Genomic DNA, 20,445 nt, shown 5'->3' with positions numbered 1-20,445 from the left:
ATCGCCCACTCCACCCTGCCCGACCGCGAGACATTGCTCGCTTTCATCGCGGACAACCCGGATCGCGCCACAAAGCGCGATATCGCGAAGGCCTTTGGGCTTAAGGGTGAGGATCGCGTTGCGCTGAAGGACCTGTTGCGCGATCTGGCCGATGACGGGCTGGTCCAGAAGGACCGCAAGCAGCTCGTTCGTCCAGACAAGCTGCCGCCCGTCACGCTCATCGACATCACGACACGTGACGCCGAGGGCGGACTGATCGGTCGGCCCGCCGAATGGGACGACGCGCAGAAAGTTGCGCCCGCCGTGTCGATCCGCCTCAACAGAGCGGTCGGCCGTTCGGGCAAGCCTGGCCGCACGCCCGGTGTCGGCGATCGGGTGCTGGCGAAAATATTCCCGTCGAAGGACAAGACCGGCCCGGCCTACACCGCCCGTGTCATCAAGCTGATCGACAAGCGCAAGGACGCATCGCTCGGCGTCTTCCGTGCCGAGCCCGGCGGCGGCGGACGCATCATGCCGATCGAGCGTCAGCAGAACGAGCTCGTCGTCGAAGCAGCACAGGCCAACAACGCGCAAGACGGCGATCTGGTCGAGATCGCAGTCACACGGATCGGACGCTTTGGGCTGGCACGCGCAGAGGTTCTTTCGGTCATCGGCTCGGTTTCGAGCGAGAAGGCGATCTCGATGATCGCCATCCACGATCACGGCATTCCGCATGTCTTTCCCGACAGCGTCATAGCCGAGGCTGAGGCCGCGAAGCCGGCAACCATGGCGCACCGCGAAGACTGGCGTGATCTCGCGCTGGTCACGATCGACCCGCCGGACGCAAAGGACCATGACGACGCGGTCCATGCCGAGCCGGATCCCTCGCCCGACAACAAGGGCGGCCACATCGTCACGGTCGCGATCGCCGACGTTTCCCACTATGTGCGCTCGGGATCGCAGTTGGACCGCGAAGCGCTGAAGCGCGGCAATTCGGTCTATTTCCCCGACCGGGTCGTGCCGATGCTGCCCGAACGGATCTCCAACGACCTCTGCTCGCTGAAGGAAGGCGTCGACCGGCCCGCACTCGCCGTGCGCATGACCTTTTCGAAGGATGGCCAGAAGCTGCGCCACAGTTTCCATCGCATTATGATGAGGAGCCTTGCCAAGCTTTCCTATCAACAGGCCCAGGCGGCCATCGACGGTGCGACAGACGATAAGACGGACACGCTGCTCGAAGGCGTGCTGAAGCCGCTCTGGGAAGCCTACGGCACGATGCGCAAGGGTCGCGACAAGCGACAGCCACTGGAGCTCGATCTGCCGGAGCGCAAGATCGTGCTCGACAAGGATGGCAAGGTCGACAAGGTGATCGTGCCGCCACGGCTCGATGCCCACAAGCTCATCGAAGAATGCATGATCCAGGCGAATGTGGCCGCTGCGGAAACACTGGAGCGCAAGCGCCAGAGCCTGATCTATCGCATCCACGACGCTCCATCTCTGGCCAAGCAGGAAACTCTGCGCGAGTTCCTGGCGACGCTTGATCTGTCGCTTGCGCGCGGCAGCCTTCGCGCCAACAATTTCAACCACATCCTGGCATCGGCAAGCGGCAAGCCGCATGAGACGATGGTGTCGGAGATGGTCCTGCGGTCACAGAGCCAAGCGATCTACAGCGCTGACAATCTCGGTCATTTCGGCCTGAACCTGATGCGATACGCGCATTTCACCTCGCCGATCCGCCGCTATGCCGACCTTATCGTCCACCGGGCACTCATCGGCTCCCTCAAGCTGGGAGATGGCGCGATCACGCCGGAAGAGGAAGCGGCGCTGGTCGACATCGCAGCCGACATCTCCACGTCGGAACGCCGGGCGATGGCCGCGGAGCGCGACACGGTCGACCGGTTGATCGCCCATCATCTGGCCAGCCGGGTCGGCGATACGTTCGATGGCCGCGTTTCCGGCGTCGTCAAATCCGGCCTCTTCGTCTCGCTTCCGCAGTTCGGGGCAGACGGCTTCGTGCCGGTATCGACGCTCGGCTACGACTATTTCATCTATGACGAGGCGCATCAGTCGATGACGGGTCGCGAGAGTGGTGAAGGCTTCCGTCTGGGCGACGATGTCGAGGTCAAGCTTGTCGAGGCACTCCCGCTCGCGGGTGCGCTCCGTTTCGAGATCGTCAGCGAGCCACGCAAGATGCCTGCGGGCGCGAGATCGTTTCACAAGGCCAAGCATGGCGAGAAGCGGCGCGGCGCGTCGAAAAAGCCCGGCACACGGCCACCTCGCGGACGTCGCTGAGGCAAATGCGCGCCGAAAAGGCCGAATGGGGCGACATCGGCTCCATTCGCGCCTATATGGTGCATCAACGCCCGGGTTCATGAAAAGAGACCGTCGAGATGCAGACATTCGGACAATCGCACGCGGCAGACGACCGGCATGATGATGCTCCTCGTGCGCTTGGCGGATCGATCATGCGCGGTCTGAAATGTCAGTGCCCCGCCTGTGGCGAAGGCAAATTGTTTCGCGCTTTCCTGAAGCCCGTCGATCACTGCGCTTCCTGCGGCGAGGAGATGCACCATCATCGTGCCGACGATCTGCCGCCCTATCTCGCGATCTTCATCGTCGGCCACATCGTGGTCGCAGGCTACATGTTCGGGGAGCGCGTCGTCGACTGGACATCCTGGCAGGCGCTTGCGTTCTGGATCCCGGTCACCCTGATCATGACCGTTGCGAGCATGCAGCCGCTGAAAGGCGGCGTCATCGGACTGCAATGGGCGTTGCGTATGCATGGCTTCGGCGGTGAAGAAGATCCGCTGGACGAGGTGCCCGATGAGAGCCGGACCTGACCGACCATGAGCGGCATGGCGCGCGACCAGGCGCCCCGGGCAGGCACACGCTATATCACTTCCGGCGAGCATCCCCTTTTGAAGCCGAAGGATGCCGCTTCGATCATCCTGATCGATCGTACTGGTCCTGAGATTCGATTTCTCGTCGGCAAGCGCGCTCGCGCCCACACCTTCATGCCCAATTTCTACGTGTTTCCCGGTGGTCGTCGCGATCGCGCCGATTCGCGGGTCGGCGTCGCCAGGCCGCTGAAGGAGACGGTGACGGAGCGCCTCATGACACGCACGGATCGCACAATGACCGCCGCTCGCGCGCAGGCGCTGGCGGTCGCGGCCGTTCGCGAGACGTCGGAAGAGGCCGGGATCATGATTGCCGGCGACGGCAAAGTTGGCCTCCATTCCGACTGGTCCGGTTTCTCCGAGCGCAGGCTGGCACCGGACCTCTCATCTCTTCGCTACGTTGCGCGGGCAATCACGCCACCGCGACAGAGCCGACGGTTCGACACGCGGTTCTTCGCCTGTTTCCTCGACGAGATCGGCGCAGACCCGAAGGACGTTTCCGACAGCGAGGAACTTCAGGATCTGACCTGGATCGGGTTCGACGATATCGACCGGGTGCAACTGCCGCGCATTACCCGCACGATCATTGGCGATCTCCAGGATGCGCTGAGCTCGGAGCCAGACCTGCCTTTCGATCAACCGGTCCCCTTCTACTACGTGAAGCACGGCACCTTCGTGCGCGACATCATCTGATTCCATGCGGAGCAACGCCATGCGGTCCGAGGTCGGTACGACGATCCGGTGGTCTTCGTTAATCGCTGCGCTTGCAGCCATCGGCGCCGTCGGCGTTGCCATCGGCCTCGGCCTGCCGCTGCTGAGTGTCATCATGGAGCGCCGCGGCATCTCCTCCTCGATGATCGGCTTCAATACGGCGTTTGCCGGCCTGGCATCGATCGCGGCCGCACCGCTTGCACCCAAGCTTGCGCGCTGGTTCGGCGTCGCGCGCACCATGATCGTGATGCTCTGCCTCGCTGCGGCAAGCGGCCTTTGCTTCTATATCGCGGAACCCTTCTGGACATGGTTTCCGCTGCGCGTCGTGTTCCACGGCGCCGTCACCATCGTGTTCATCCTGTCGGAATTCTGGATCAATGCCGCGGCACCGCCGGAGCGGCGCGGACTCGTGCTCGGCGTCTATGGCACCGTTCTGGCTCTTGGTTTTGCCACCGGCCCGCTGATCTTCGCCATGATCGGGAGCCAGGGGATGCTGCCCTTTGCGGCCGGCGCCGCCATTGTGCTTGCGGCGGTCATTCCCATCGCGCTGGCGCGAAACGAAGCGCCGCGGATTGAAGAGAAGCCGCGGCGCAGTTTCCTGCGCTACGTCTTTCTGGTGCCGACGGCCACTGCCGCCGTCTTCGTCTTCGGTGCCGTCGAAGCGGGCGGGCTGGCGCTATTCCCAATCTATGCGGCACGCACCGGCTTCATCGAATCGGAAGGTGCGCTCCTCCTTACGGCGATCGGTCTCGGCAACGTGCTGCTGCAGATTCCAATCGGCCTCGTTGCCGACCGGGTGAAGAGCCGGCGCATCTTGCTGACACTGCTGGCTCTGATCGGGCTTGCAGGCTCTGCCGCACTGCCGTTCATCGTGGGAGGCTGGTGGCTGATGGCGGCGGTGCTCTTCGTGTGGGGCGGCGTGGTCTGCGGGCTCTACACGGTCGGCCTGACCCATCTTGGAGCCTCGCTCAAAGGCGCCGATCTTGCAGCCGCCAATGCCGCTTTCATCCTCTGCTACGCGCTCGGTGCTCTTATCGGGCCGCAGACAATCGGAATCGCCATGGACATCTTCGGGACGGACGGATTCGCGATTGCCCTTGGATTCTTCTTCAGCCTCTACGTGCTCCTGACACTCGGACGTATGATTTTCGGACCCGCGCGGGGCTGAAACCCTGGGTATAGGGCTCCGACACGACCTCCGGGCCCCAATCGACCTTGACATCCGCGGGACAATCAGTAGGTATCGCCCCAAGTTTCTCGCGCCGTGGAGCCGGTCGGCTGTCCGCGGCGTCGTTTTTGACGAGCAGGAATTCCCATGGCCAAGGCAACCACAATCAAGATCAAGCTGCTTTCAACGGCAGACACCGGCTTCTTCTACGTTACGAAGAAGAACAGCCGCACCATGACCGACAAGATGAACAAGACGAAGTACGACCCGATCGCACGCAAGCACGTCGAGTTCAAGGAAACGAAGATCAAGTAAGTCTTCGTTCTGCGCGGCACGCCGCGCGGACATCGTCGGAAGAGCATTGGCAACCCTGGACTCCTCGTCCGGGGTTTTGTCGTTTTTGAAGATAACTCGGTGTCTTGGGTGATGGGACGGTTGGTAGCCGTGCCAACAAAAAGGGGTCGATCAGGCGCTCGACGTGGTACGAGGATGCCACGTTTGTTCGAGCGCTCTGATCGACCGACCCCATGACCCAGGAGATGCGGCGGACCTGAACATCACGGGGTTATCTGTTTAGGTGAAGTGTCCCAACGCCTCACCCTTGAAGCTTCGCCCAAAAACCCTACGAAATCAATCTTGCGTTAAGCATTTTCTAAGGCGCACAGGACCTTGGTTAATTGTGGAGGCTTTAAGCGACGTCCGATACCTGCAGAACCGTGTATAGAATTTTTTACAGTTAGAAGCACCAAGTCTAGCGACACTGACGTGGTGCTCGGTCGGCTTCACGATCCACTCTGACGCTTTCGTCACAAGCGATCCATGATTTTTTCCACGCAACAACGAAATGGATGGGAGCGGTCTAGGCTGCTGCTGCGACCACACGGTTGCGACCGCTGCGCTTGGCCGTGTAGAGCGCCTCATCCGCGCGCTGGAAGACGCTGCTTGCAGCCGCCTCACCATCCTTGAGCGTCGCGATGCCGAGCGACGCGGTGACGGAGAGCGGCTCGGCGCGGCCGTTGACCCTAAAGGGCACGGCCTCGATGCTGACGCGCAGGCGCTCGGCAACAGCTGCGGCGAGCGTGCCGTCGGTATCGGGCATCACGACAACGAACTCCTCGCCCCCATAGCGACAGGCAAGATCGGCACCGCGCACGGCTTGCTTGATGCGGCGCGACAGTTCCCGCAGCACATCATCGCCAGCCTGATGCCCGAAATTGTCGTTGATCGACTTGAAGCGGTCGAGGTCAATCATGCAGACCGAAAGCGGCCTTTCCCGCTTGCTCGAGCGCTCGACCAGAACAGGCATGTGGGTGTCGAGATAACGTCGGTTGTAGAGGCCCGTCAAAGCATCGGTGACAGCCAGTTCGATCGTGGCGCGCACGCTGCTGCGCAGGTGATCGTTGTAGCGCTTGCGCTTGATCTGCGTGTTGGCACGCGCCAGAAGCTCGTGCGGGTCGATCGGGCGCTGGATGTAGTCGTTGACGCCGAGTTCGAGCGCACGCGTGACGAGAGCCTGCGAGCCGGCTTCAGCCATCAGCATCACCGGCAGGAAGCGCGTGCGCTCCACCGAGCGCAGCTGCGAGCAAAGCCGCAACGAATCGTAGTTGGTGAAATTGTCGCTGATGATGGCCAGATCGTAAGGCCGTTCCGCCGCTTCGAACAACGCGGCCTGCGGATCCGACATGCACACCACCTCGGCAATCGGTGCGAGCATGCGGGTGACGCGCTCCTGGGCACTGACGCGTTCATCGACGAGCAGGACATGGGCCTTGTCGATGCCGTCAACGCCGTTGATCAGATCCTGCGTTCCGATCAGCTCAGCAGTCTCGGCGCGCATGCGCAGCTCGTCGCCAAGCGCCTTCAGGCGCAGCAGGCTACGCACCCGCGTCATGAGCTGGATGTCGTTGACAGGCTTGGTCAGGAACTCGTCGGCGCCTGCACGCAGGCCCCTCACCCGATCTTCCGATTGATCGAGCGCCGTCACCATCACCACCGGAATATGTGCGGTGCGCGGGTTCGCCTTCAGCCGCTCGCAGACCTCGAAGCCATCCATGCCGGGCATCATGATGTCGAGCAGGATGAGATCGACCTGAGTCGCGGCGCAGACATTGAGCGCGCTCGGGCCGTCTACGGCGGTCAGAACTTCGAAATAGTCGGCAAGCAGCCTGGCTTCGAGAAGCTTGACGTTGGCCGGGACGTCATCGACGACGAGAATGCGCGCGGTCATGCCTCACCCAGGTAGGTCTTTATCGTTTCGAGAAAGCGCGGCACGGAGATCGGCTTCGAAATATAGGCCTCGCAACCGCCCTGGCGGATGCGCTCCTCGTCTCCCTTCATGGCAAAAGCAGTGACGGCGATGACCGGGATCGAGTGAAGCTCGTCATCGGCTTTCAGCCATTTGGTGACGTCGAGGCCGGAGACTTCCGGAAGCTGGATGTCCATGAGGATCAGATCGGGGCGGTGGGCGCGGGCAAGATCGACCGCTTCGGTCCCATTGCGGGTCTGGATGGTCTCGTAGCCGGACGCCTCGATCAAGTCGCGGAACAGCTTCATGTTCAGCTCGTTGTCCTCGACAATCAAAACGGTCTTGGGCATAGATACTCCCATCAGCGGTTCACTTCGGCTTGGACGTCTCGTCGCCGGCGAAAGCCGCTCCCTTCACTGTTCTACCGTATCGGCATCTGGTTGAGGAAAAGCAAACTCTTGGCATCAAATGCAACACAACCCGGAAAAGACGGGACTGAAGCCGAGACGATCGCGATTTCTATACTTGGCTGGCTGGCGAACGAACCGGAGCTTCTCGGCCGCTTTCTGTCGCTGACCGGCATGAGCGTTTCGACCCTGCGCCAGTCGGCCGGTGAGCCTGGCTTTCATCTGGCGCTGATCGACTTCCTCATGGACCACGAGCGGACCTTGATGGATTTCTGCGCGGCGACCGGCGAAAAGCCCGAGCGCGTTGCGCGCGCCCACCGGGCCCTGTCCGGCCCGCCTGGCCTCGACACCAACAGCTTCTGACCGATGCCCGCTGTCCTTCCCGAAGATCTTGCCCAGTTCGACTGGGTCGCGCGTTCCAACCGCCCTCTGATCGTCTGCGATGTCGATGAAGTCGTGCTCGAATTCGTCACGCCCTTCATTGCCTATCTGGAGAACAAGGGACTGGAGCTGCGCCCCTCGTCGTTCCGGTTGCACGGCAATGTCTACCGGCGCGACGATGGCACACCTGTCTCGGATCGAGACATCTCGGCCAGCATCGATGCGTTCTTCGTCGAGCAGCATGATTGGCAAACACCGGTTGCCAGCGCCGCCGAAACGCTCGCCGCATTGAAGCACCACGCGGACATCGTCTTTCTGACGGCGATGCCGCCGCGCCATTTCGCCGTTCGGCGCACTCTGCTCGACGCGCACGACATGTCCTACCCGATGATTGCGACCGAGGACGAAAAGGGCACGGTGCTTCATCTCATTCACGGGGATCGCGACACCAAGGTCGTGTTCATCGACGACATCTTCCACAATCTGCACTCCGTGCGCGACCGGCTGCCGAACGCTCTCCTCATCAACCTGATGGCCAACGACACATTCCGCGCTCTGGCGCCGCATCCTGGCGAGAAGGTCGCGATGGCGAAGGACTGGAACGAGACGCGTGATCTGATCCTCGAATTTCTTGAGAATTGACGCTCCGACTCGCTATCCCGACGTCTTGAGCATCTGAACGCTAGCGCTTATCGTGCAGGTGTTCAACTTATGTTCCAGAGGACGACAATCTCGCGCCATGGGTGACGCCGTCTTGAGCTTCTGCCGGGATTGCCTGCGGCCGGCCGTTTCGCGCGGCCGGTTTTGCCAGGCATGCGGCAGCCCTCGCATCGTGCGTCATGCCGAGCTCGACCGTCTGTCGATCGCCCATATCGACTGCGACGCTTTTTATGCAGCGGTGGAAAAGCGTGACAATCCGGAGCTTGCCGACAAGCCGGTGATCATCGGCGGCGGCAAGCGCGGCGTTGTTTCCACGGCCTGCTACATTGCCCGCATCTCCGGTGTTCGCTCGGCCATGCCGATGTTCAAGGCGCTCGAGGCCTGCCCCGAAGCGGTCGTCATCAAGCCGAACATGGAGAAATACGTTGCGGTGGGTCGCGAGGTGCGGCGGCTGATGGAAGCGCTGACGCCGCTTGTTCAGCCGATCTCGATCGATGAAGCGTTTCTCGACCTCACGGGCACGGAAAAGCTGCACCGGGACAGCCCTGCCCGCACCTTGGCGCGTTTCGCGACGCGCGTGCAGAACGAAATCGGGATCACGGTTTCGGTGGGGCTTTCCTACTGCAAGTTTCTCGCCAAGGTCGCGTCCGATCTCGACAAGCCGCGGGGATTTGCGGTGATCGGCGAGGCCGAGGCGCTCGAGTTTCTGGCCGATAAGCCCGTGACGATGATCTGGGGCGTGGGTAAAGCCTTCGCCGACAAGCTTGCCGCCGACGGCATCCGCTCTATCGGCCAATTGCAGCGCATGGAGGAAGGCGTTCTCATGGCGCGCTACGGCTCCATGGGGCAACGGCTCTACCGGCTTTCACGCGGGCGCGACGAGCGGGTGGTCGAACCCCGCGAGGCTGCCAAGAGCGTTTCGGCGGAAACGACCTTCAACAGCGATCTCGGTCGTCCAGACGATCTCGTGCCGGTTCTGCGCTCGCTGTCGGAGACGGTGGCTCATCGATTGAAGGCATCGGGTATTGCCGGGCAAACCGTGGTGCTGAAGTTGAAGACGGCTGATTTTCGCATCCGCACCCGCAACCGGCGTCTGGACGACCCGACGCGCTATGCCGATCGGATCTTCCGCACCGGACTTTCTCTGCTGGAAAAGGAAATGGACGGAACGAAATTCCGGCTGCTCGGGATCGGCGTTTCCGACCTCACCGATCTTGCCCGCGCAGACATGCCGGATCTCGTGGACCCACTGGCAGGCCGCCGGGCGGTGGCGGAAAGCGCCATGGACAGCGTACGCGCCAAATTCGGGCGTGCAAGCGTCGAAACCGGCTATACGTTCGGCCGAGGAAATCGCGGGCGCCCGGAGCGAGATGACGCCTGACGTCATCGGGCAACTGATCAGCAGGCAATCGCAAGATTCCGGAAATCTATCTCGGGCAGACTGAGGACGATCCCTTGTCTGTATCGAGTATGAAATCATGGATCGACGATCTTTTCTGGGCTTTCTGTCCGTTTCCCTGCTGGCGTCCGGCGGCATTCGCGAAGCGGTCGCTTCAAGCAGCAAGGAACCGCTGACGATCTGCGTGTCGCTCGATGCGCAGCGGCTCGTCGTTTTCTCCGGCCTTGACGAAATTGCCTCCTCGCCGATTTCCAGTGGCAAGGCTGGCCATACAACGCCGACCGGCATCTTCTCGATCCTGGACAAGCGCACGTTCCACCGGTCGAATATCTACTCGAATGCGCCGATGCCCCATATGCAACGGCTGACCTGGTCCGGCATCGCGCTCCATGCCTCGAACCATGTGCCTGGCTATGCGGCTTCCCACGGCTGCGTGCGCATGCCGAATGACTTTGCGCGCGATCTTTTTGCGATGACGCAGCTGCAGGCCCATGTTGTCATCACGCGCGAGAGCATCCGGCCTAAGTCGATCCGACATCGTACTCTGCCCGACGCGCTCACGCCCTACGATCGGCTGATGGCGGGCAATCTGGAACTGCGGCTGGACACGCTTGATCCACATGCGGAGGGGGTCGAGGTGGCATCTGCAGGTCAGATGACTGCAACGGTGACCGATGCCGGATCGGCCGAAACGCCGCGATCGCCGCTGCGGCTCTTCCTCACGCGCCGCACCCACCGCGAGCTGACCCGGGATGCGCAGCAACTGCTCAACACGCTCGGTTTTGATGCCGGTGCTACCGATGGGTTCGCCGGGCCACGCACCGCCGATGCGCTCCGTCGCTTCCAAAAGGAAGCAGGTCTCACGCCGACCGGCTATCTGGCAAAGGCCGATATCGCCGCCTTGTACGAAGCGGCGGGCAAGGGCGACGTGCCGGCCGGGCATCTCTATGCGCGGCGCGACTTCGTGCCGATTTTCGACATGCCGGTGCATTTGAAGTCGCCGGAGCGTCCACTGGGAGCGCATCTGGTCACGGTGTCTGCCATCACCGCCGGCAGGGCGACGTGGAACGGCCTGTCCTTGTCGGACCGGCCTGCCCCTTCGGTCGCCGGATTGACCGCACTTGAACCCGATGCCGCCCCGACGGCCGCGCAAGTCGATCTAGCGTCGACGCTTGGCCGACTGCAGCTCACGCCGGCCATCTCCGATCGGCTGTCGCGCGAGCTGACGGTCGGCTCTTCGCTCGCCATCTCGGACAACGGCCTCGGCACTGAAACCGGCAAAGGCACCGACTTCATCGTGCTAACGCGGCGGGGATGACGGAAACGAACAGCGCGCCGGTTACTGGCGGCTGAGGCTGATCTCGCTCGTCACGACCTCGGCACCCGTTGTGGGGCTGGTATCGATAGTGCGGATGATCATGGAGTCCGGGTTGGGCACTTCCACCTGCATGCGTGCCTCACTGTCGCCATTGACTTCCTGAGCCCAGGCGACCTGCAGGTCGAGCGTGTTGCCGTTTCGGGCACCCGAAAGCGCCGATTGTCCGCCGCGGGGACCGGTATAGATGCCTTCATAGCTGGTGCCGCTGGTGTTCGTCAGCTGCGCCGAGACGTTCTGGCGAATGATTGCCATGGCGCGACAGGTGCCATCGAGGCTGAAACTCTGGGCCTCGGCGCTGGACGTGAACTGGCAGTTCACGCCAACCGGTTCGCTGTCGGCGGTGCGCCGCGCCGTGCCCTCGCCGGCCCAAGAGCCCGAAAGCCCTTCGATAAATGCCGTGTCTTCGGCCGCTGCGGGAAAGCTCACGCCGATGACGAGGGCGGGCACCAAGGCTAGAATAAGCTTCATGATCGTGTCTCCTGACAGAGTGTCGTTTGTCATTTGACGAGCGCGCCCTTCTTCGATCGCCGCATCCCAATTGGCGCGGCAATGCGTGCGGGATAAGACAGGTACGATCACAAAGGCGTGTTGAAGCGCACGGCGCAGCCAAGGCCACGCCGGTTTTCAAGAGAACTGAAGCGATTTTCTAAAAGTCGACGACGAGGCCTTCGCTCAGCGTCACCCGGCGATCCATGAGACCGGCCAGTTCGTGGTTGTGCGTGGCGATCAATGCCGCGAGGCCGGACTGGCGCACCAGTGCCTCCAGAGCCTCGAAGACATAGCCAGCCGTTTCGGGATCGAGATTGCCGGTCGGCTCGTCGGCGAGCAGGATGAGCGGTGCATTGGCAACGGCACGGGCAATCGCCACGCGCTGCTGTTCGCCGCCGGACAGCTCCGATGGCCGGTGACCGGCGCGGTGGCCGATGCGCATGTAATCGAGAAGCTGAGCCGCGCGCTCCGACGCTTCCTTTTCCGGCAGGCCGCCGATCAGCTGCGGCATCATGATGTTCTCAAGGGCCGTGAACTCGGGCAGCAGATGGTGGAACTGGTAGACGAAGCCGATATCGCTGCGCCGGCGATCTGTCCGCTGCTCGTCCGTGAGGTTGGAGCAGGGATCACCGGCCAAAAGAACTTCGCCAGCATCCGGCTTTTCCAGGAGACCCGCCACATGCAGCAGCGTCGACTTGCCTGCGCCCGACGGCGCGACGAGCGCGACGATTTCGCCGCGCTTCAACGAAAAGTCGGCGCCGCGCAGAATGGCGAGCTCGGTGTCGCCCTGGTTGTAGTGCCGTTCGACCTGCTGAAGCTGCAGCACATAGGGTGCGGTATCGAGGACCATGCGGATTTTCTATTCTGTTCGGAGGTCTATTCGTAGCGAAGAGCGTCGACGGGATCGAGGCGTGAAGCACGCCAGGCCGGGAACAGCGTGGCGATGAAGGACAGCAGCAACGCCATCAGGATCACCGACAGCGTCTCGCCCGGATCCATCTCGGCCGGCAACTGCGACAGGAAATAGAGTTCCGGATCGAAGATCGTCGTGCCCGACAGCCAGGAGAAGAACCAGCGGATCGACTCCACGTTGAGGCAGACGATGACGCCGAGCAAGACGCCCGCGATCGTTCCGGTGACGCCGATGGCTGCGCCGGTCATGAAGAAGATGCGCATGATCGAGCTCGACGTCGCGCCCATGGTGCGCAGGATCGCGATATCGCGGCCCTTGTCCTTCACCAGCATGATCAGGCCGGAAATGATGTTGAGCGCGGCAACGAGCACGATCAGCGTCAGGATCATGAACATCACGTTGCGCTCGACTTCAAGCGCCGAGAAGAAGGTTTGATTGCGCTGGCGCCAATCCGTCACGAAGATCTGCCGACCCGCTGCCTCTTCGATCGCCGCGCGGTAGTCCTGGACCAAATCAGGATTCTGGACGAACAGCTCGATCGATTGAACCAGACCCTCGGCATTGAAGTAGAGCTGCGCTTCTTCGAGCGGCATGAAGATGATCGCCGCATCGAATTCCGACATACCGATCTCGAACACGCCGGAAATCGGATAGGATTTGACCCGCGGCGTCACGCCAAGGGGAGTAATGTCGCCATCGGGTGCCACCAGGGTGATGTCATCGCCGGCGCCGACGCCCAGCGCTTCGGCCATGCGCGATCCGACCAATACGCCCTGCCCCGCGGCAAAGCCGACGAGATCACCCGACCGGATGTTTTCCGAAACCGTCGTCATGCGCGTCAGGTCGTCCGCGCTGATGCCCTTGACGATCGCGCCGGTGCCCGCACCCTGAAAACCGGAAGCAAGTGTCTGCCCCTCGACCAGGGGAATTGCCATTTCGACGCCTTGGACGCCTTCGAAACGGGCAGCCAGATCCCGGTAATCGTCGAGCGGTCGGTCCATCGGCTGAACGATCATGTGACCATTGATGCCGAGAATACGGTCGATCAGTTCGGTGCGGAAACCGTTCATCACGGCCATGACGATGATGAGCGTGGCAACGCCAAGAACGATGCCGACAAAGGAGAAACCGGCGATCACCGAGATGAACGCTTCCTTGCGGCGCGAGCGCAGATAGCGCCAAGCGACCATGCGCTCGAACGCCGAAAAGGCGCCGGCAGAACGCGACACAGGCCGCGGCTGCTCCTCGAGCGCATTGTCCGGCACGGCGGTGGCGTCACTCATGTCGGCTATCCCCTTGGATCGTCGGTTGCGCTCAGCCTGCAGTCGCAGTCAGTCGGTTGATCGCCGCATCGAGCGGCAGCGTCTCGCGCTCGCCCGTGCTGCGTGTCTTGATTTCCACTTCGCCAGCCGCAATGCCCCGCGGACCCACAATCACCTGCAATGGCACGCCGATCAGGTCGGCCGTGGCGAACTTGCCACCTGCCCGCTCGTCGGTGTCGTCCAGCAGCACGTCCAGCCCGGCGGCAGTCATCGCCGCGTAAACTTGTTCGCACGCCGCATCACAGGCCTGATCGCCGGCCTTCATGTTGATGATGACCGCATCGAATGGCGCCACGCCGGCCGGCCATATGATGCCGCCCTCGTCATGGCTCGCCTCAACGATCGCGGGGACGAGACGTGTCGGGCCGATGCCGTAGGAACCCATGTGAACCGGGTGATCCTTGCCGTCCGGACCAGTGACCGTCGCCTTCATCGGAGCGGAGTATTTGGTGCCGAAATAGAAGATGTGGCCAACTTCGATGCCGCGGGCTGAAACCTTCGAATGCTCCGGAACAGCGGCAAACGCGTCGGCATCGTGCATCTCGGAGGTCGCGGCATAGAGCGACGTCCAGCGATCGACGGTCGACTGCAGGCCGGCCACATCGTCGAAATCGGTATCGTCACCGGGGATTTCGAAATCCATGAAATCGCGGTGGCAGAACACTTCCGACTCGCCCGTCGACGCCAGGATGATGAATTCATGGCTGAGATCGCCGCCGATCGGACCGGTATCGGCGCGCATCGGGATCGCCTTCAGGCCGAGCCGCGCGAAGGTGCGCAGATAGGCGACGAACATCTTGTTGTAGGAATGAACTGCCGCTGCCTTGTCGATGTCGAAGGAATAGGCATCTTTCATCATGAATTCGCGCGAGCGCATGGTGCCAAATCGCGGGCGGATCTCGTCGCGAAACTTCAGCTGGATGTGATAGAGGTTGAGCGGCAAGCTCTTATAGGAGCGTACATAGGACCGGAAAATGTCGGTCACCATCTCCTCGTTGGTCGGCCCGTAGAGCATCGCGCGCTTCTGGCGATCCTCAATGCGCAGCATTTCCTTGCCGTAATCGTCGTAGCGGCCGCTTTCCATCCAGAGGTCGGCCGACTGGATCGTCGGCATCATGATTTCGATGGCGCCGGCGCGGTTTTGCTCTTCACGAACGATGGCGTTCACGCGATCGAGGACGCGCTTGCCGAGCGGCAGCCAGGAATAGATGCCGGCCGACTGCTGGCGGATCATGCCCGCACGCAGCATGAGGCGATGCGAAACGATCTCCGCTTCCTTGGGAATCTCTTTCAGGATGGGAAGAAAGTAGCGTGAGAGGCGCATGGCGTGTCCAGGTGTGACCTGATTGGGCTAGCCCCGGAATCAGGCGAATTGGCGATGGAAAGACGCGCGTTCATAGCGGCTTCGCGGATTGAATGGAACCCGGCCCCTTGCCGCGCCGGATCGGTAGCCAATGCAATGACGTTGGCTCACGAAGCGATCACAACCCTGCGACGAAATGTGACAGTTTTTCGAAGATTGATGGTGACATTCAAATCCCCTTACGCTAGCTTGTGCCCACAAACGAGGCAGGGATCGATGAATTTCTGCCCATTCGCGGTCAAGTCTTGGGAGGATCAGGTCGCCGGCGCGCTAAATCGCTGCCACCGAGAAATCGGGTCGATCACGCGGGACTTCAAAAAACAAGGCTTTGGCCTTGTTTTTTTTTGCTTTCCGACCAGAGGCGTCAGGCGCGGACGTCTAGCCGAATTCCGGAACGATGCGTGGTATGCTGTCGACGGATAGACCGTAAACCGACGTGATCACATAGTAGACCGCAAAAATCACACCGGATACCAAAGTGGTGATCAGCGCCTTCTTCCCGAGTTGTGCGGTGAACGGCGCGCTTTCGGTGGTGCCCAGCGTGATGTCGCCCGCTTCTTCCTGCGTGCGGACGCCAAGCGGAAGAACCGCAAAAAGCGTGACCCACCAGATGATGAAATAGACAGCAAATCCGGAAAAGAAGGACATGGCAGGGAAGCCTTGGCTTGGCGGCGCTCAGGCCGCGCTCTGTTCTAGTTCGACAAGCGTCCCGCAGAAATCCTTTGGATGCAGAAACAGGACGGGTTTGCCATGGGCGCCGAGCTTGGGCTTGCCATCACCGAGGACGCGCGCGCCCTCCTTGATCAGATGGTCTCGCGCCTTGAAGATGTCTTCGACCTCATAGCAGATGTGATGCATGCCGCCGGACGGGTTCTTCTCGAGAAAAGCCGCAATCGGCGAGGATTCACCCAGCGGCTCAAGCAGTTCGACCTTGGTGTTGCCGAGATCGACGAAGACCACCGTCACTCCGTGGTCCGTCAAGGACTGCGGCTCCGACACGTCGGCACCGAGCGTCTCGCGATAGATCGCGCTTGCCGCGGCGATGTTCGGCACCGCGATCGCGACGTGGTTCAAGCGTCCCAGCACGGTGTCTCCTCCCTTAAATCCGGGTGACGAGAACGGTGGTCACCGGCTTCTTGCCCCAGATGTTGTTGACCTCGGCGCGCACCGACCGGCGCACGGACTCACGTACGGTCGCGAGATCTTTTCGCCGAGCGCGCGGGATGGAGTCCACCGCGCCAATCGCCGCATCGACCAGAAGGTCGGCGATGGCATCGCCTTCGTCGTCAAAGGCGGGGACGCCCTGGGTGATGATCTCGGGATCGCGATCGAGCTCGTATTTCGCATCGAGAAGAACGTTGACGACGACATGGCCGACGAAGGAGAGCTTGCGACGCTCGCCGATCGCCATCTCCTCCAGATCGCCGATCAGTCGGCCATCCTTGTAGATCCGGCCGACCGGGGCTTCGTCGATGATCTCGGCGGGCCCGGGTGCGAGACGCAACATCATCCCGTTGCGAAGCCGCGGCACCTGCTTGATGCCCGATGCTTTGGCAAGTTCCGCATGCGCGGAGAGATGGGCTGCCTCGCCATGCACGGGCACGAGGATCTGCGGCTTCACCCAGGAATACATCTGCTGCAGTTCCGAGCGGCGCGGGTGGCCCGACACATGCACAAGTTCGGCGCCGTCGGTGATGATCTTGATGCCCTGATCGACCAGACCATTGATGATGTCGAGAATCGCCTTCTCATTGCCCGGAATGGTGCGCGAGGAGAAGACAACCGTGTCGCCGGCCGTCAGCGCCACATGGCGCATCTCATCGCGCGCGATCTTGGCGAGTGCTGCGCGTGGCTCGCCCTGACTGCCGGTTAGGATCACGACGACCTTGTCGCGCGGGATATAGCCGAACTCGTCCTCGGCGATGAAGGGCGGGATGTCGTCCATCAAGCCGATTTCGGTTGCAACATCGGCAACGCGCTTCATGGAAGAGCCGAGCAGCAGGCACTGGCGCCCGGCGTCGCGCGCGGCTTCGGCGATCGAGCGAATGCGGCCGACATTGGAGGCGAATGTGGTGATCGCCACCCTGCCCTCGGCACGCTCGATGATCGAGCGTAAGCTGTCGCTGACGGCGCGCTCCGACGGCGATACGCCTTCGCGCATGGCGTTGGTGGAATCGCAGATCATCGCCAGCACGCCGGCATCGCCCAGTTGCTGGAAGCGATGCGCATCGGTCTTCGGCAGCAGCGTCGGCTCCTCGTCGATCTTCCAGTCACCCGTATGGATGACGGTGCCCGCAGGCGTCGTGATCGCCAGCGACACCGGTTCGGGGATTGAGTGGTTGACCGGAATGGCCTCGACCTGGAACGGGCCGACCGTGAACCGGTCTCCCGGCTTGTAGACGGTGATCGGCACGGGATTGCGCTCGCGCTCGTAGGACCGCTTCGCTTCGAGCATGCCGGCCGTGAACGGTGTGGCGTAGACCGCACAGTTCAGCCCAGGCCAGAGATCCGACAGCGCGCCGTAATGATCCTCATGCGCGTGCGTGATGACGATGCCACGCAGATTGGCGCGTTCTTCCTCGATGAACGAGATATCCGGCAGGACGAGGTCGACGCCCGGCAGGTCGGGACCTGGAAAGGTCACGCCGCAATCGACCATCAGCCATTCGCGCGCGCCGGCAGGGCCCCAGCCGTAAAGACCCAGGTTCATGCCGATCTCACCGACACCGCCAAGCGGCAGAAATACAAGTTCGTCCTGTTTCGCCATTAGCCTTCTTCAATGTCCTTGTTCTGGCGCGACCGGCATTCTCGACGCTCCGCAATCTTCAAGCAGGGTCAGATTGCCCGCGCGGATGCGACTGCGCCGAAATGCACGTCACCGGCTGTTATATGGGTCAGGCGACCGTCATCTTCACGGATGACGAAGCGACAATCGCTGTCGATCGTTTCGAATATACCGCGCGCGACCCGTCCGTCGATCCGGACCGCGACCTGTCCGCCGAGCCCGCTTGCGCGCTCGAGCCAGCGCGACCTGATGGCATCCAGTCCCGAAGCACCGTTCCAGATGGCGTGATTTTCGGCCCAAGCGTCGCTGAGCGCGAGGAAAACGTCGCCCGCATCGGCGCTGCTGCCCAGTGCCCGCAGAGACGTCGCTGGAAATTCGGTATCGCCTGGATGGGTGACAACGTTGACGCCCCAACCGATCGATGTGGCCTGGCGGCCATTTGGCAGCTTGGTCGATTCCAGAAGAATGCCGGAAAGCTTCGCGCCGCCGGCCAGAACGTCGTTCGGCCATTTCAGCTCGAACCGCCGCCGCGCATCACCGTCGAGAGCCACGGCGAGGTCCGCGTCGGGGATCAGCGCGCTCAGTGCATCGTGCAACGCCAGACCCGCGACGAAACCGAGCGTCGCCGTTGCCTTCAGGTCCAGATCATCCACGATCAGAAGTGACGCGGCGAGGTTTCCCCGCTCGGTCTGCCATGGCCGACCCCTGCGCCCTCGCCCGGTTTGCTGATGATCGGACACGAACCAGCACCGGCCGGTGTCGCCAGCACGCGCTGCATCGAGAGCCTCGGCATTGGTCGACCCGACGGTCTCAAAGCTTTTGACGCGGTAGCCCGACTGGGCGGCCGTTGGAGCCAGAGCGAAGTGCGCTTGCTTGGCCGCCACGCCCAGGCTCAAAAGAACGACGCGGCGGCTGCCTGCGCAGCAGCACCGATCGGGCCGCCGATGAACAGATAACCCAGCGTGAAGATGCCAGCGATGCCGTACACAAGCTTCAGTTCGCCAGAAGCCGGCACGAAGCTTTCCGTCGCTTCATCGAACCACATGATCTTGATGATCCGGAGGTAATAATAGGCGCCGACGCACGATGCGAGCACGCCAATGACGGCCAGCGCATAGAGCTCGGCTTCGATGGCGGCAACGAAGACGAAATACTTGGCGAAGAAGCCTGCGAGCGGCGGAATGCCGGCCAGCGAGAACATGAGGATCGTCAACATCATCGCCATGAAGGGATGCGTGGAGGCGAGCCCGGCAAGATCGTCGATTTCCTCGACATTGCCCTCTTCCTTCTTTCGCATCGCCAGGATGCAGGCGAAGGTGCCGAGCGTCATCACCATGTAGATCAGCATGTAGAGCGCGACGCCCGATACGCCTGCCTGCGTGCCGGCGGCGAGGCCGACCAGCGCGTAGCCCATGTGGCCAATCGACGAATAGGCCATCAGGCGCTTGATGTTGCGCTGACCTATCGCGGCAAAGGCGCCGAGGATCATCGAGGCGATCGAAACAAAAACGATGATCTGCTGCCAGTCCGGCGTGATCGGCTCGAAGGCTTCGATGACGATGCGGGTCAGCATGGCCATGGCAGCGACCTTCGGAGCGGCGGCAAAGAATGCCGTGACCGCCGTCGGTGCACCTTCATAGACGTCCGGCGTCCACATGTGGAACGGCACGGCCGAAATCTTGAAGGCGAGGCCTGCCAGGACGAAGACGAGACCGAAGACGAGGCCGAGCGAGCGCTCGTCGGCTGCAAGCACCGCCGCGATCTCCTGGAAGCCCGTGTGGCCTGTGAAGCCGTAGATCAGCGACGCGCCATAGAGCAGCATGCCCGACGACAGTGCGCCGAGGACGAAATATTTGAGGCCGGCTTCCGTCGAACGAACGCTGTCGCGATTGATCGCGGCGACGACGTAGAGCGCCAGCGACTGCAGCTCGAGCGCGAGATAGAGCGCGATCATGCTGTTGGCAGAAACCATCAGCATCATGCCGAGCGTGGCGAGAACGATCAGGACCGGAAATTCGAAGCGGTTGATCCGCTCCTCGCGCGCCTGCCCGACGGACATCACCATCGCCGTGATGGAGCCGATCAGGATCAGCACCTTCATGAACTTCGCGAATGGATCCGCGAGGAACGCACCGCCGAATGCGCTGCCCGTGCCAGTCACCAGCAGGAGCCACAGTCCCGCAATGATCAGGACGCCGACTGCAAGGCCGGTGACCATGCTGGTGGAGCGCTCGCCCGAAAAGACGCCGACCATGAGCAATGCCATGGCGCCGACGGCCAGAATGATTTCCGGCATCGACAGTTGGATGCTTTGCAGCAGCAGTTCAGCGGTCATTTTGGTCCTCGGA

The 20,445-nt window shown here is 62.1% G+C and carries 20 protein-coding genes; 9 read left to right on the top strand and 11 right to left on the bottom strand.

The features are described 5' to 3' along the window. The 5 genes from rnr to rpmG all read left to right on the top strand — a co-directional run bounded on the left by rnr (position 1) and on the right by rpmG (position 5,070). Positions 1 to 2,271, top strand: coding sequence for a ribonuclease R (gene rnr, locus QQL76_RS13635; protein WP_499208379.1), 2,271 nt, complete (start codon positions 1 to 3; stop codon positions 2,269 to 2,271). A 98-nt stretch (positions 2,272 to 2,369) separates the two neighbouring features. Continuing rightward, positions 2,370 to 2,819, top strand: coding sequence for a DUF983 domain-containing protein (locus QQL76_RS13630; RefSeq protein WP_499208091.1), 450 nt, complete (start codon positions 2,370 to 2,372; stop codon positions 2,817 to 2,819). 6 nt (positions 2,820 to 2,825) lie between these two features. Continuing rightward, positions 2,826 to 3,569, top strand: a complete 744-nt coding sequence (locus tag QQL76_RS13625; protein ID WP_499208090.1) for an NUDIX hydrolase — start codon at positions 2,826 to 2,828, stop codon at positions 3,567 to 3,569. Between the two features lie 19 nt (positions 3,570 to 3,588). Beyond that, a complete protein-coding gene (locus tag QQL76_RS13620; RefSeq protein WP_499208089.1) occupies positions 3,589 to 4,755 on the top strand; it encodes an MFS transporter in 1,167 nt (388 codons plus the stop codon). 147 nt (positions 4,756 to 4,902) lie between these two features. Continuing rightward, positions 4,903 to 5,070, top strand: a complete 168-nt coding sequence (gene rpmG, locus QQL76_RS13615; protein WP_126010637.1) for a 50S ribosomal protein L33 — start codon at positions 4,903 to 4,905, stop codon at positions 5,068 to 5,070. A gap of 544 nt (positions 5,071 to 5,614) precedes the next feature. On the opposite strand, the gene QQL76_RS13610 is transcribed toward rpmG, so the two are convergent. Together QQL76_RS13610 and QQL76_RS13605 are read right to left on the bottom strand one after the other, a co-directional pair. Continuing rightward, positions 5,615 to 6,982: a PleD family two-component system response regulator gene (locus tag QQL76_RS13610; RefSeq protein WP_499208088.1), complete on the bottom strand. Its 1,368-nt coding sequence runs from the start codon at positions 6,980 to 6,982 to the stop codon at positions 5,615 to 5,617. Then, entirely contained in the window at positions 6,979 to 7,350 is a 372-nt protein-coding gene (locus tag QQL76_RS13605) for a response regulator (protein WP_126010639.1), read from the bottom strand. Before QQL76_RS13605 ends, QQL76_RS13610 begins: the two co-directional genes overlap by 4 nt. Before the next feature lie 108 nt (positions 7,351 to 7,458). On the opposite strand from QQL76_RS13605, the gene QQL76_RS13600 reads away from it, so the two are divergent. The 4 genes from QQL76_RS13600 (at position 7,459) to QQL76_RS13585 (ending at position 11,165) form a co-directional block, all read left to right on the top strand. Continuing rightward, positions 7,459 to 7,770, top strand: a complete 312-nt coding sequence (locus tag QQL76_RS13600; RefSeq protein WP_499208087.1) for a DUF3572 domain-containing protein — start codon at positions 7,459 to 7,461, stop codon at positions 7,768 to 7,770. 3 nt (positions 7,771 to 7,773) lie between these two features. Further along, positions 7,774 to 8,430, top strand: a complete 657-nt coding sequence (locus QQL76_RS13595; protein ID WP_499208086.1) for a hypothetical protein — start codon at positions 7,774 to 7,776, stop codon at positions 8,428 to 8,430. A 97-nt stretch (positions 8,431 to 8,527) separates the two neighbouring features. Further along, entirely contained in the window at positions 8,528 to 9,829 is a 1,302-nt protein-coding gene (locus tag QQL76_RS13590) for a DNA polymerase IV (protein WP_499208085.1), read from the top strand. A gap of 97 nt (positions 9,830 to 9,926) precedes the next feature. Continuing rightward, positions 9,927 to 11,165, top strand: a complete 1,239-nt coding sequence (locus QQL76_RS13585; RefSeq protein ID WP_499208084.1) for a L,D-transpeptidase family protein — start codon at positions 9,927 to 9,929, stop codon at positions 11,163 to 11,165. 21 nt (positions 11,166 to 11,186) lie between these two features. Here the strand turns inward: QQL76_RS13585 and QQL76_RS13580 are convergent, their stop codons facing one another. The 9 genes from QQL76_RS13580 to nuoN all read right to left on the bottom strand — a co-directional run bounded on the left by QQL76_RS13580 (position 11,187) and on the right by nuoN (position 20,432). After that, positions 11,187 to 11,693 carry a hypothetical protein gene (locus tag QQL76_RS13580; RefSeq protein WP_499208083.1) on the bottom strand — a complete coding sequence of 169 codons (507 nt, stop codon included), beginning with the start codon at positions 11,691 to 11,693 and terminating at the stop codon, positions 11,187 to 11,189. Between the two features lie 178 nt (positions 11,694 to 11,871). Then, the gene (locus QQL76_RS13575) at positions 11,872 to 12,564 is read right to left on the bottom strand and encodes an ABC transporter ATP-binding protein (RefSeq protein ID WP_126010644.1); all 693 of its coding nucleotides are present in this window, start codon (positions 12,562 to 12,564) and stop codon (positions 11,872 to 11,874) included. 26 nt (positions 12,565 to 12,590) lie between these two features. Next, positions 12,591 to 13,910: an ABC transporter permease gene (locus tag QQL76_RS13570; protein WP_499208082.1), complete on the bottom strand. Its 1,320-nt coding sequence runs from the start codon at positions 13,908 to 13,910 to the stop codon at positions 12,591 to 12,593. A gap of 31 nt (positions 13,911 to 13,941) precedes the next feature. Then, complete coding sequence (gene proS, locus QQL76_RS13565; protein WP_126010646.1) at positions 13,942 to 15,273, bottom strand: proline--tRNA ligase; 1,332 nt, start codon at positions 15,271 to 15,273, stop codon at positions 13,942 to 13,944. A gap of 417 nt (positions 15,274 to 15,690) precedes the next feature. Beyond that, complete coding sequence (locus tag QQL76_RS13560; protein ID WP_126010647.1) at positions 15,691 to 15,960, bottom strand: DUF1467 family protein; 270 nt, start codon at positions 15,958 to 15,960, stop codon at positions 15,691 to 15,693. 27 nt (positions 15,961 to 15,987) lie between these two features. Further along, on the bottom strand, positions 15,988 to 16,398 hold the full coding sequence (gene mce / locus QQL76_RS13555) for a methylmalonyl-CoA epimerase (RefSeq protein WP_126010648.1): 411 nt from the start codon (positions 16,396 to 16,398) through the stop codon (positions 15,988 to 15,990). Between the two features lie 13 nt (positions 16,399 to 16,411). Further along, the gene (locus QQL76_RS13550; RefSeq protein WP_126010649.1) at positions 16,412 to 18,079 is read right to left on the bottom strand and encodes a ribonuclease J; all 1,668 of its coding nucleotides are present in this window, start codon (positions 18,077 to 18,079) and stop codon (positions 16,412 to 16,414) included. 68 nt (positions 18,080 to 18,147) lie between these two features. Further along, a complete protein-coding gene (locus QQL76_RS13545; protein ID WP_499208081.1) occupies positions 18,148 to 18,981 on the bottom strand; it encodes a biotin--[acetyl-CoA-carboxylase] ligase in 834 nt (277 codons plus the stop codon). Positions 18,982 to 18,989: 8 nt separating this feature from the next. Next, positions 18,990 to 20,432: an NADH-quinone oxidoreductase subunit N gene (gene nuoN / locus QQL76_RS13540; protein WP_499208080.1), complete on the bottom strand. Its 1,443-nt coding sequence runs from the start codon at positions 20,430 to 20,432 to the stop codon at positions 18,990 to 18,992. Between the last annotated feature and the right edge of the window lie 13 nt (positions 20,433 to 20,445).

The organism is Rhizobium albus (assembly GCA_030160035.1).
In the GTDB taxonomy this organism is placed as follows: Bacteria; Pseudomonadota; Alphaproteobacteria; order Rhizobiales; family Rhizobiaceae; genus Georhizobium; species Georhizobium albus.
This window is presented reverse-complemented; position numbering and strand designations above follow the sequence as displayed.

Excerpts from the sequence above, each read along its gene's own strand:
- QQL76_RS13585 (WP_499208084.1), top strand. The coding sequence starts at position 9,927 with ATGGATCGACGATCTTTTCTGGGCTTTCTGTCCGTTTCCCTGCTGGCG.
- QQL76_RS13550 (WP_126010649.1), bottom strand. The coding sequence starts at position 18,079 with ATGGCGAAACAGGACGAACTTGTATTTCTGCCGCTTGGCGGTGTCGGT.
- QQL76_RS13605 (WP_126010639.1), bottom strand. The coding sequence starts at position 7,350 with ATGCCCAAGACCGTTTTGATTGTCGAGGACAACGAGCTGAACATGAAG.
- QQL76_RS13595 (WP_499208086.1), top strand. The coding sequence starts at position 7,774 with ATGCCCGCTGTCCTTCCCGAAGATCTTGCCCAGTTCGACTGGGTCGCG.
- QQL76_RS13560 (WP_126010647.1), bottom strand. The coding sequence starts at position 15,960 with ATGTCCTTCTTTTCCGGATTTGCTGTCTATTTCATCATCTGGTGGGTC.
- rpmG (WP_126010637.1), top strand. The coding sequence starts at position 4,903 with ATGGCCAAGGCAACCACAATCAAGATCAAGCTGCTTTCAACGGCAGAC.
- QQL76_RS13630 (WP_499208091.1), top strand. The coding sequence starts at position 2,370 with ATGCAGACATTCGGACAATCGCACGCGGCAGACGACCGGCATGATGAT.
- QQL76_RS13620 (WP_499208089.1), top strand. The coding sequence starts at position 3,589 with ATGCGGTCCGAGGTCGGTACGACGATCCGGTGGTCTTCGTTAATCGCT.
- QQL76_RS13570 (WP_499208082.1), bottom strand. The coding sequence starts at position 13,910 with ATGAGTGACGCCACCGCCGTGCCGGACAATGCGCTCGAGGAGCAGCCG.
- proS (WP_126010646.1), bottom strand. The coding sequence starts at position 15,273 with ATGCGCCTCTCACGCTACTTTCTTCCCATCCTGAAAGAGATTCCCAAG.
- nuoN (WP_499208080.1), bottom strand. The coding sequence starts at position 20,432 with ATGACCGCTGAACTGCTGCTGCAAAGCATCCAACTGTCGATGCCGGAA.
- QQL76_RS13580 (WP_499208083.1), bottom strand. The coding sequence starts at position 11,693 with ATGAAGCTTATTCTAGCCTTGGTGCCCGCCCTCGTCATCGGCGTGAGC.
- QQL76_RS13610 (WP_499208088.1), bottom strand. The coding sequence starts at position 6,982 with ATGACCGCGCGCATTCTCGTCGTCGATGACGTCCCGGCCAACGTCAAG.
- QQL76_RS13625 (WP_499208090.1), top strand. The coding sequence starts at position 2,826 with ATGAGCGGCATGGCGCGCGACCAGGCGCCCCGGGCAGGCACACGCTAT.
- QQL76_RS13575 (WP_126010644.1), bottom strand. The coding sequence starts at position 12,564 with ATGGTCCTCGATACCGCACCCTATGTGCTGCAGCTTCAGCAGGTCGAA.
- QQL76_RS13590 (WP_499208085.1), top strand. The coding sequence starts at position 8,528 with ATGGGTGACGCCGTCTTGAGCTTCTGCCGGGATTGCCTGCGGCCGGCC.